11 protein-coding genes are annotated in these 9,232 nt (G+C 67.7%); 7 read left to right on the forward strand and 4 right to left on the reverse strand.

Annotated features, from left to right (window positions below; genetic code table 11):
• Positions 1 to 7: 7 nt before the first annotated feature.
• Complete coding sequence (locus tag EXE46_RS13545) at positions 8 to 1,081, reverse strand: hypothetical protein (RefSeq protein ID WP_137688910.1); 1,074 nt, start codon at positions 1,079 to 1,081, stop codon at positions 8 to 10.
• Positions 1,082 to 1,169: 88 nt separating this feature from the next.
• Positions 1,170 to 2,204 (reverse strand): S-layer glycoprotein N-glycosyltransferase AglJ, encoded by a 1,035-nt coding sequence (aglJ, locus tag EXE46_RS13550; protein ID WP_137688911.1) that lies wholly within the window; start codon positions 2,202 to 2,204, stop codon positions 1,170 to 1,172.
• Positions 2,205 to 2,355: 151 nt separating this feature from the next.
• On the opposite strand from aglJ, the gene EXE46_RS13555 reads away from it, so the two are divergent.
• A complete protein-coding gene (locus tag EXE46_RS13555) occupies positions 2,356 to 2,736 on the forward strand; it encodes a hypothetical protein (RefSeq protein ID WP_137688912.1) in 381 nt (126 codons plus the stop codon).
• Positions 2,737 to 2,763: 27 nt separating this feature from the next.
• Here EXE46_RS13555 and EXE46_RS13560 read toward each other — a convergent pair whose 3' ends face one another.
• Positions 2,764 to 3,123 (reverse strand): response regulator, encoded by a 360-nt coding sequence (locus tag EXE46_RS13560; RefSeq protein ID WP_137688913.1) that lies wholly within the window; start codon positions 3,121 to 3,123, stop codon positions 2,764 to 2,766.
• Positions 3,124 to 3,303: 180 nt separating this feature from the next.
• On the opposite strand from EXE46_RS13560, the gene EXE46_RS13565 reads away from it, so the two are divergent.
• From EXE46_RS13565 to EXE46_RS13575, 3 genes are all read left to right on the forward strand, one after another.
• Complete coding sequence (locus EXE46_RS13565) at positions 3,304 to 4,335, forward strand: phosphate uptake regulator PhoU (protein ID WP_137688914.1); 1,032 nt, start codon at positions 3,304 to 3,306, stop codon at positions 4,333 to 4,335.
• Positions 4,336 to 4,451: 116 nt separating this feature from the next.
• Complete coding sequence (locus EXE46_RS13570; protein ID WP_137688915.1) at positions 4,452 to 4,634, forward strand: hypothetical protein; 183 nt, start codon at positions 4,452 to 4,454, stop codon at positions 4,632 to 4,634.
• 81 nt (positions 4,635 to 4,715) lie between these two features.
• Positions 4,716 to 4,943: a hypothetical protein gene (locus EXE46_RS13575; protein ID WP_004598402.1), complete on the forward strand. Its 228-nt coding sequence runs from the start codon at positions 4,716 to 4,718 to the stop codon at positions 4,941 to 4,943.
• A 100-nt stretch (positions 4,944 to 5,043) separates the two neighbouring features.
• On the opposite strand, the gene EXE46_RS13580 is transcribed toward EXE46_RS13575, so the two are convergent.
• Positions 5,044 to 5,676: an IS6 family transposase gene (locus EXE46_RS13580; RefSeq protein ID WP_137688916.1), complete on the reverse strand. Its 633-nt coding sequence runs from the start codon at positions 5,674 to 5,676 to the stop codon at positions 5,044 to 5,046.
• A 96-nt stretch (positions 5,677 to 5,772) separates the two neighbouring features.
• On the opposite strand from EXE46_RS13580, the gene EXE46_RS13585 reads away from it, so the two are divergent.
• The 3 genes from EXE46_RS13585 to EXE46_RS13595 all read left to right on the forward strand — a co-directional run bounded on the left by EXE46_RS13585 (position 5,773) and on the right by EXE46_RS13595 (position 8,994).
• Positions 5,773 to 6,204 (forward strand): CoxG family protein, encoded by a 432-nt coding sequence (locus EXE46_RS13585; RefSeq protein ID WP_137688917.1) that lies wholly within the window; start codon positions 5,773 to 5,775, stop codon positions 6,202 to 6,204.
• Positions 6,201 to 7,007, forward strand: coding sequence for a carbon-nitrogen family hydrolase (locus EXE46_RS13590; RefSeq protein ID WP_137688918.1), 807 nt, complete (start codon positions 6,201 to 6,203; stop codon positions 7,005 to 7,007). Before EXE46_RS13585 ends, EXE46_RS13590 begins: the two co-directional genes overlap by 4 nt.
• 877 nt (positions 7,008 to 7,884) lie before the next feature.
• A complete protein-coding gene (locus EXE46_RS13595) occupies positions 7,885 to 8,994 on the forward strand; it encodes a presenilin family intramembrane aspartyl protease PSH (RefSeq protein ID WP_137688919.1) in 1,110 nt (369 codons plus the stop codon).
• Positions 8,995 to 9,232 lie beyond the last annotated feature (238 nt).

Genomic DNA, 9,232 nt, shown 5'->3' on the forward strand with positions numbered 1-9,232 from the left:
TCCGGCTTCAGGGCGTGATACCTGTCGATTCGGCATCCCGACTCACTTCCTTCGGGTCCAGCTCGAGGATGTGTTCGCCGCAGTCCTCGCAGCGAATCGCGACGACTTCGTGCGCCAGACAGCAGGACTCGACGGTATCGGCGGTGGCGGCGACGTCGCCGCCACACACCGGACACGAAGCGAGGAACGACCGGAGCGACTGGAGAATCGAGAGCCGCTGTTCGGCCGGTACGTCGAGCCACCGGTCGGTGCGCTCGACGAGGGCGAGGTGCGACGCCACGTCCGCGAGGAACGCGCCGTCGCCCGGCCACTTCCGGACGCGTCGCAGGACGGTCACCGCGGGGTACGACCGGTCCTCGAAGGCGACGTCGTCCGGACTCGCGCCGAACATCTCGGCCAGCGTCTCCGCCCGCACGTCCCCGCGTTCGAGGGAGTCGACGCGCGACTCGACAGCCTCCGCGAAGCCGTCCTCGAAGACCAGATCCGCCCCGTCGTCCGTCGGCTCGACGACGCCGACGTCGAGGAGGAACTCGACCGGGTCCACGGCGTTCTCGCGCTGGTCGCGGATTCGCTCTACCGTCTCGAACTCCGGTTCGTCGGCGTCGGTCCGCTCGCTCGCTCCGTCGGCCTGAGTCGGTGCGGTGGTCTCGTCGCCGGTCGGATCGGCGGTTCGATTGGCGGTTCCATCAGCGGTCCCGTCGGCGGTTCGATCGGCGGCCGCGTCGGCAGTCCGGTCCGCCTCGAACGTGGTCACCGTCACCTCGTCGGACCGCGCACCCGACGCGTCCTCCCAGCCCTCTCGGGGCCCCTCGGGGGCCTTGCCGAAGACGCGGAGTACGCGGTCGGGGAGGTACCGCTTCGTGAGCTCCGGCGTTCCGGGGACCAGATACCCTCGATAGTAGATACTGCCCAGCGACGCGGTCAGCACGACCGCTGCGGCCACCGGTCCGAACACCGCGGCTGCCGCGGTGAGCGCGACGGCGAGGACGCCGTTCAAAACCGTACACGGAACACAGCGGTTTTCGCCGGTGTACTCCGGCTCGCGAATCCTGTCTCGTAACGACGTACCACGGGAGCCCATAGTCGCGACTGTTCCCGGAGCGATAAAACGGCTGGTATCCCGGATCACGCCGGTCGAATATCGCCCGCTGGGGGCGTCGCGACCGCGATCAGTCGTCCGCCTCTTCGGCCGCCTCGCGCCGCGTCGATTCGCCGCCGTCTTCCTCGGAGCCACCGTTTTCGACGGCGTCGAGTCCGGCGTTCCCGGTGCGTCGCTCCGGCGTTTCCTCGCCGACCGCGCGTTCGTATCGCGCGATCTGCTCTTGATGGAGCGAGTGGATCATGTCGGCCAGGACGCCGAACACGAGCAGCTGGATCCCGAGGATCGTCGCGCCGACCGCGCCGACGGCAATCACCTCGTGGCTGATGCCGAACGCGAGGTACCGGTAGAGCACGAACGCGCCCATCGCGATCCCCGCCGCGGTCGCCACCGCGCCGGCGCTGCCGAAGTAGAACAGCGGGTTGTTGGTCTTCGCCTTCCGGTACAGCTCCAGGAATATCACGCCGCCGTCCCGGATCGGGTGGAGGTTCGTCGCGGAGCCGCCGGGGCGCTCGCGGTACGTGATCGGCACCACGGCGACCGGGACGCGGTTCTTCACGCACTCGACGGCCATCTCGGTCTCGACGCCGAACCCGTCCGCGGTGAGGTGGAGCCGCAGGAACGACTCGCGGGTGAACGCGCGGTATCCCGACAGGATGTCGCGGTAGTCCTCGCGGTGGATCGCCCGGAACGCGAGGTTGATCAGGCGGTTCCCGATCCGGTTCAGGCGCGTCATCGCGCCCGGCCGCATGTCGGCGAACCGGTTTCCGATGACGTGGTCGGCCTCCCCGTCGACGAGGGGGTCGAGCATCGCCGCCGCGTCGTCGGCGTCGTAGGTGGCGTCGGCGTCCGCCATCAGCACGTACGGCGCCGCGACGTGGTCACGGACCGCCTCCCTGACCGCCTGTCCCTTCCCGCGGCCCGACTGCTCGACCACGCGTGCGCCGGCCTCGCGGGCTATCGACCGCGTCTCGTCGGTCGAACCCCCGTCGATCACTAATACCTTCTCGAACCCGACGTCGCGGAAGTCCGTGACGACGCGTGCGACCGTCTCGGCCTCGTTCATCGTCGGCAACAGGACGCAGACGTCGTCGTGATCGCTCATCAGGCGAGCGATCACGCGGGAGTCGCTAAACTCTGTCCCTCCCGGTCGCCGCCGGGGAACCGTCTCCGTGATCGTCGCCACCGGCGGCGCCTCGTCCGCGGACGAGGTGACCACCCACACGCTCATGTATGTGAGCATTGATCGTGGATATATGACCCAACCACCGGACGAACGAGTCGACGAACTGCTCAGCGCCGCCCGCACGGCGACGGGCGACGAACTGCGGAGCCTCACTTACTTCACTCGGGACGAGGTCGAGCAGCTGTACCTCCGCAGCGATCTGAGCCGGACCGCCGACCTGATCGGTTTCGCGGAGAACGAGCGACAGGGGTTCCACTCGCAGTCGATGTACGCGAACACCCAGCTCGGCGACTACCGGTTCACGGTCCGCGTGTTCGACAACGGGTACCTCACGCGCGTAATCGCCAACGACCACGGCGTGTGGGTGACGACGGACTCGATGGAGATCGACCGGTTCGAGGAGCTGGCGAGCGCGCTCGCGGCGATCCTCCGGTCGTTCGACCCCGCCTGACCGCCGGGAGCTATTGAACCGGGTCGCTCAGCCGAGGTGGCTCTCGAACTCGCCGACGAGCTCGTCGGCGTCGACGGGTTTCGTCACGTAGCCGTCGGCGCCCGCCTTCACCGCCTCCATCATCTTCTCCTGCTGGTCGACGCTCGTACACATCACGATCACCGCGTCCGGCCAGCGCTCCTTGATCGTCGCGGTCGCCTCGATCCCGGTCATCTCCGGCATCACGACGTCCATCGACACCGCGTCCGGCTCGTACGCCTCGAAGAGCTCGACCGCCTCCGCGCCGTTCTCCGCCTCGTCGACGACCTCGAACCGGTCTTCCAGCGCATCCCGGACGACGGTCCGCTGGAAGGAGGAATCGTCGACGACGAGTACCCGCTCGGTCATACCCCTTCTCCCCGCCTGACCGACATAAGCGCGCGGATCGCGCCGCAGGGACGCGGCCGGTGTGCGATCGATGCGCGGGTCGAGGTCCGTCGCTCCCCGGCCGAAACCCCTTGCATATTCGATGACGCGTATAATGAGCATGGGAACAAGGTTAAGGTGTATCCCGCGATACGATCGCGCATGGAAACGCGGAAAGTCCAACGGTTGGGGCCGTCGACGCTGGCGATGACCCTCCCGGCCGAGTGGGCACAGGAACACGGCGTGAACAAAGGCGACGAGGTGTCGCTGCGGATGGGCGGGAAGGGGACGCTCACGGTGCTCCCGGAGTCCGTGAGCACCGAGGAGTCGGAGGCCGTCATCAACGCGGACGGGCTCGACGCGCGGTCGCTCGAACGCGCGATCGTCGCGCAGTACGTGTTGGGACGGCGCGTGATCCACGTCCGCAGCGAGGGGACGCTCGACAGCGAGCACATCAACGCGGTGTACAAGGCCGAGACGCAGCTGATGGGGCTCGGCGTCATCGAGGAGACGCCCGAGGACATCTCGATCCGCTGCTCGGTCGACCCCGAGGACTTCACCCTCGACAACCTGCTCGAACGGTTGGAGAACACCGGATCGACGATGCGCGGCGAGGCCGTGAAGGCGCTCGCGCACGGCAACCCCGACCTCGCGCAGCGCGCGCTCAACCGCGAGCGGCAGGCGAACAAGATCTTCGTTCTCCTCCTTCGGCTCATCTTCACCGCCTACCAGAACCCGAACCTCGCGCGAGCGGTGGGCCTGGAGGAGGGGTTCCCGCTCATCGGCTACCGCTCCGTCGCGAAGAACCTCGAACTCACCGCCGACAACGCGGAGGACATCGCCGAGATCGTGATGGAGGCCGACGGGCACACCCTCAACGTCGACAGCGCGACGATGCGGCAGATCCGCGAGTTCACCGATCAGGTCGACGAACTGACCGCGCTCGCCGTCCGGGCGGTCGTCGAGCGCGACTACGACCTCACCGTCGAGTGCCGCGACCTGTTCTCGCGCTTGGAGGACCGCGAACAGGAGATCCTCGGCGAACTGCCGAGCGACCTCGACAACGAGACGCTGCTGATGACCCGCGAGGTGCTGGTCAGCCTCCAGCACACCGCCGAGTACGCCATGCGGAACGCCGAAATCGCGGCGAACCTCGCGCTCAACGAGGCGTCGGACCACGTCGAGATAATCTGACGCGGGACCGCGCTCGGGACCATCCGGGGCTCGGCGACCGCACCGCCCGTCGCGAACTCGGCCGACCGCGTCGCGCGGTTCGCATGAACTAAGTGGTCCCCCGCGAAGCGGTTCGTATGAGCGAGGGTTCCATCGAATCGGACAAGGAGGTCGGCGTCGCGCTCGCGCTCGGTGCCGTCGCGGTCGTCGGCGCCGTGGTGATGTTAGCGTACCCTGGGCAGCTCGGGAAAGCGTGGGGATTCGCGGGCGCGTTCGTCTTCGCGACGCTCGCGGTCGGCGCGGTCCAGCTGTACGACTGACGGACCGACCCGCGGCGCGGACCGGTCGTCCGGTCCGAACGACGAGAAACCGTTAAGAACGTCAGACGCGTATATCAGACAATGAGCGAGTACACCGAGGAAGAACAGCGGATCCTCGCGTACCTCACGGACAGCGTCACCCGTGGCGAGCGGTACGTTCGCTCGAAGACGATCGCCGACGCGATCGGTCTCACCGCGAAGCAGGTCGGCTCGCGGCTCCCCCGCCTCGCAGAGAAGTCGGACGACGTCGACATCGAGAAGTGGGGCCGCGCCAAGTCGACGACGTGGCGCGTGACGCCGGACGGCTGAGGCGCACGAGGCCGTTGAGGCGCATCGAGTCGGCGCCGCCGCGTTCCGACGGCACCGGAATCCAGCGCGGTGCCAGCACCCGTCGCCGCGTCGTGTTAACTTAAACATGATTCCACCAGACGGCGTGGGCTTGTAACCAGTTTTCCGCGGTCGGTGGATCGACGTGGCTGAAACAGTTTGAAAGCGAAGAGGTTCGTCGTTCTACTTCTCTAAAGACACGTTCTACGGAGTTTCTGAAGCCGTGTTGTTCGACGCGGTAGCTATAGTTTTCGCGGCGGAGCCCACCGATCAGATCGTCGGCGTCATCGACGAGAAACAGGGCGTCTTCAACGTCGTGTTTCTCGGCCAATTCTGTGAGAAATTCTCGTGCGATCGGTATCGTGTACGTCGGAAATAGCCGTGAATGAAGGATTCTGTTTGTTTCCGGATCGACGGCAGCATACAGCCAATACTGCTCGTCATTGATCCGGATCGCCTTTTGATCGACCGCAACGCGATCCGGGCTTTCACCGCCAGCTGGCTGTAAATCAGCTTTCTGTACCCAGTTGTGAACAGCGACACGACTTCTCTTGACACCCAATTCCTCAAGAAGAATAACTGTATTCGAAAGTGATAATCCTGCGAGATGGTGGCGAATACCCTTTTCAATGATCGACCGGGGTGTCCGCTCTCGCTCCACAAACTCCAAGTCGATCCACTCGGTACACTCGGTGAGGCGGGCGATTTCTGGCATAGGCACTAGAACTTCGCTCCGCCTCTTCCTTAACTTAACACCGCGGCGTCGCCGTCGACACGCATTTTTAACCCCCCTAGCCCCAAACGGGAACGTATGACCGTTCGAGTCTCCCGGACGTTCGAGTTCGATGCGCCGCCGGCCGACGTGTGGGCGTTCATCTCGGACGCGGAGCAGCGCGCGGGCGCCATCAGCGTGGTCGACTCCTTCGAGGTCCACGACGACGGGACCGCGACGTGGCACGTCGCGCTCCCCGTGCCGATGATCCGGTCGACGATCGACGTCGAGACGGAGGAGGTCGAGCGCGACCCGCCGAACCGAGTGAAGTTCGTCGGGAAATCGCGCGCCTTCCGCGTCACCGGCGAACACGAGATCACCGAGACCGACGACGGCGGCTGCCGGCTCGCCAACGAGTTCGTCGTCGACGGGAGCCTCCCCGGCGTCGAGTCCTTCTTCAAGCGCAACTTCGACGCCGAACTGGACAACTTAGAGGACGCGCTCCGCGCCTCCCTCGCCTCGCCGGCATGAAGCTCGCGGGCGTCCAGCTGGGAGTGGAGGGCGGCGACGTCGAGGGGAACGTCGAGCGGGCGCTCGACCGCGTCCGGGCGGCCGCGGCCGAGGGCGCCGACCTCGTCGTCCTGCCCGAGCTGTTCGACGTCGGCTACTTCGCGTTCGACGCGTACGGCCGCGCCGCGGAGAGCCTCGCCGGCGACCGCCTCGCCCGGTTCGCCGCCGCGGCCGACGAGTGCGACGTCGCCGTCCTCGCCGGGACGGTCGTCGAGGACCTGTCGGCGTCGGCCGTCGACGGGCTCGACGTGCCGGCGGACTCCGGCCTCGCCAACGCGGCGGTCCTGTTCGACGCCGACGGCGAGCGTCGGCTCGTCTACCGGAAGCGCCACCTGTTCGGCTACGGCTCCGAGGAGACGGCTCGGATGGTCCCCGGCGAGCGGACGCCGGTGATCGATCTCGCGGGCGTCACGGTCGGGGTGACGACCTGCTACGACCTCCGGTTCCCCGAGCAGTTCCGCGCGATGGTCGATCGCGGCGTCGAGTGCGTGCTGGTGCCGAGCGCGTGGCCGTATCCCCGGATCGAACACTGGCGGACGCTCGGCCGCGCGCGGGCCATCGAGAACCTGACCTACGTCGCCGCGGTCAACGGGAGCGGCCGGTTCGGCGACGACGCGCTCTGCGGGCGGAGCGCGGTGTACGACCCATGGGGAACGACGCTCGCGTCGGTCGGCGACGAGCCCGGCGTCGTCACCGCGACGGTGGACCCCCAGCGGGTCGCGGCGGTCCGCGAGGAGTTCCCCGCGCTCCGCGACCGCCGATAAGGGGGTCCGGCCCGTGAGACGAGAGGCGTCGCCCGCGGCCGTGGGAGGCAGGCGATCGGCGCGGAACGCGATCGTCGCGGGAAGCGATTACTCCCGGACTGCGCGTCCGTCCAGTATCTCACGTGCGTCCGGAATCTCACTCGCGTCCAGTATCTCACGCGCGTCCGGATCTCACATATTTATACGCGTGAGGCGCGTACCGTCTGACGCCGAAGACCGACGCTTTTCTCGTTGGGATTCGGCGTTAATCGATCCGCGCGCCCGTCCCGACCGCCGGGCGGCGTCGCCGACGACAGCTGGGGGTCCGCTGTCCGGCCGCCGCCCGCCCGCCTCTCGCCGCCGTCTCGCCTTTCGCCCGTCTCCCCTCGCTTCCACCCCTTTCGCTCCGTTCCCTTCGCGCTCTACGGTTCCACTCTGATCCGTCCACCTTGGTCCATCTACCTTGGTCCGTCCACCTTGTCCTTCAGTCGCTGTCCAGTCTCGTCGGCCGAGACTGGCGTCCGATTGCGGCGCGTTCGACCGACGCTGGCACGGATCCCCGATGGGGTCCGGAGTGATACGAGAACCGTTCGACGAGACCCGGCTCCGCAGCGAAAGTATCGAACTCGATAACTCGGCCGGTAGGTTCTTATGTCGCTTCGGGAAGGCAGTAAACGCCGCGGACGAATCCGGCCGGCCCCATCCCGTTTCGGGCGGGCCGGTCGGCCACTCGCTTCCACCGTCCGTCGTCCGTCGGCTTGGGTTCGGGCCCACCCGCTCCCACACCGAGCCCGAACCCGTTTCTGTACCCGTTCGCTCGCCTCGGTAGCCCCGCCACCGCCGGCGTCCGCGGCCGAAGCGCAAGGACGAAACCCTCGGCCGACGAACCGACGGTCGAATGTTCCCCCGCGAGTACCGCGGCGTCGCCTTCGTGGTCGGGCTGTTCTTGGTCGTCCAAGTGGGCGCGCTGGCGCTCGTCCCCGAGTTCGCCGAGAGCGGCTATCAGGCGGTCGAGAACCCCGACAATCCCGCGAACAGCCTGCTGTACGTCGTCGCCATCGTCGCGATGACCGGCGTGATGCTCGCGGCGTTCCGGTACGACTTCGACGGCGCGATCCGCCTGCTGATCGTCGGCGTCTCGGCGTACCTCTCGTGGTACGTGTTCTCCGCGCTGGTCTCCCCGCTCGCGGCCGCCGTCCCGGCGGTTGCGGTCGCCGTCGGCCTGCTCGTCCACCCCGAGTGGTACGTGATCGACACCGCCGGAGTGCTGATGGGCGCCGGCGCCGCGGGGCTGTTCGGCATCTCGTTCGGCCTGTTGCCCGCGCTGATCCTGCTCGGCGTCCTCGCCGTCTACGACGCCGTCTCCGTCTACGGCACCGAGCACATGCTGTCGCTCGCGGAGGGCGTGATGGACCTGAACATCCCCGTCGTGTTGGTGATCCCGCTGTCGCTGTCGTACTCGCTGCTCGACGGCGAGTCGGCCAGCGAGGAGGCGTCCGGAGTGGGCGAGGACGGGAGTTCGGACGCGGACGCCGGGTCTGCCTCCGACGACGAAGGCGCCGCCGAGGCCGTCGAAGAGCACGAGGACGCCCCCGACCCCGCCGAAGAGCACGAGGGCGTCACCGAGCCCACCGAAGCGCACGAGGGCGTCACCGAGCCCACCGAAGCGCACGAGGGCGTCACCGAGCCCACCGAACCCGACGACCGCGACGCCTTCTTCATCGGCCTCGGCGACGCCGTCATCCCGACGGTGCTGATCGCGAGCGCGGCGACGTTCTCGCCGGCGGCGGACCTGTCGGTGCCGCTTTTGGGAGTGAACCTCCCCGCCCTGCTGGCGATGGTCGGGACCCTCGCGGGACTCCTCGTGCTCATGCGGTGGGTGATCCGGGGCCGGCCGCACGCGGGCCTTCCCCTCCTGAACGGCGGCGCGATCGGCGGCTACCTGATCGGATCGGTCGTCGCCGGCGTCCCGCTGATCGAGGCGCTGGGGCTCGCGGGGATTTTGTAAACCGATTCGGTCTATTCATTCGCGAGGGCCGCCGATGCCCCAGTCGCTCGGCTGTACGTTGCTGTAGTTGGTTATAAATGGCCGACCAACACGGACCGCTCCGAACCCCCAGTCGCGAGGCGGGCGCACGCTCGCTGCGGTCCTCAGTCGTTCGCTTCGCTCACTCCCTGCGGTCCTTGTGTCGCCTGCGCCCGCCTCGCGACTGCCCCTTCGAGTCCCGCCCCGCACGGCCCCGCAC

It is taken from the genome of Halorubrum sp. GN11_10-6_MGM (assembly GCF_005435165.1).
Lineage (GTDB): Archaea > Halobacteriota > Halobacteria > Halobacteriales > Haloferacaceae > Halorubrum.

What these genes read in the sequence shown, in the direction of transcription:
- EXE46_RS13545 (WP_137688910.1), bottom strand. Translation starts at nt 1,081, where the DNA reads ATGGGCTCCCGTGGTACGTCGTTACGAGACAGGATTCGCGAGCCGGAG.
- aglJ (WP_137688911.1), bottom strand. Translation starts at nt 2,204, where the DNA reads ATGAGCGATCACGACGACGTCTGCGTCCTGTTGCCGACGATGAACGAG.
- EXE46_RS13555 (WP_137688912.1), top strand. Translation starts at nt 2,356, where the DNA reads ATGACCCAACCACCGGACGAACGAGTCGACGAACTGCTCAGCGCCGCC.
- EXE46_RS13560 (WP_137688913.1), bottom strand. Translation starts at nt 3,123, where the DNA reads ATGACCGAGCGGGTACTCGTCGTCGACGATTCCTCCTTCCAGCGGACC.
- EXE46_RS13565 (WP_137688914.1), top strand. Translation starts at nt 3,304, where the DNA reads ATGGAAACGCGGAAAGTCCAACGGTTGGGGCCGTCGACGCTGGCGATG.
- EXE46_RS13570 (WP_137688915.1), top strand. Translation starts at nt 4,452, where the DNA reads ATGAGCGAGGGTTCCATCGAATCGGACAAGGAGGTCGGCGTCGCGCTC.
- EXE46_RS13575 (WP_004598402.1), top strand. Translation starts at nt 4,716, where the DNA reads ATGAGCGAGTACACCGAGGAAGAACAGCGGATCCTCGCGTACCTCACG.
- EXE46_RS13580 (WP_137688916.1), bottom strand. Translation starts at nt 5,676, where the DNA reads ATGCCAGAAATCGCCCGCCTCACCGAGTGTACCGAGTGGATCGACTTG.
- EXE46_RS13585 (WP_137688917.1), top strand. Translation starts at nt 5,773, where the DNA reads ATGACCGTTCGAGTCTCCCGGACGTTCGAGTTCGATGCGCCGCCGGCC.
- EXE46_RS13590 (WP_137688918.1), top strand. Translation starts at nt 6,201, where the DNA reads ATGAAGCTCGCGGGCGTCCAGCTGGGAGTGGAGGGCGGCGACGTCGAG.
- EXE46_RS13595 (WP_137688919.1), top strand. Translation starts at nt 7,885, where the DNA reads ATGTTCCCCCGCGAGTACCGCGGCGTCGCCTTCGTGGTCGGGCTGTTC.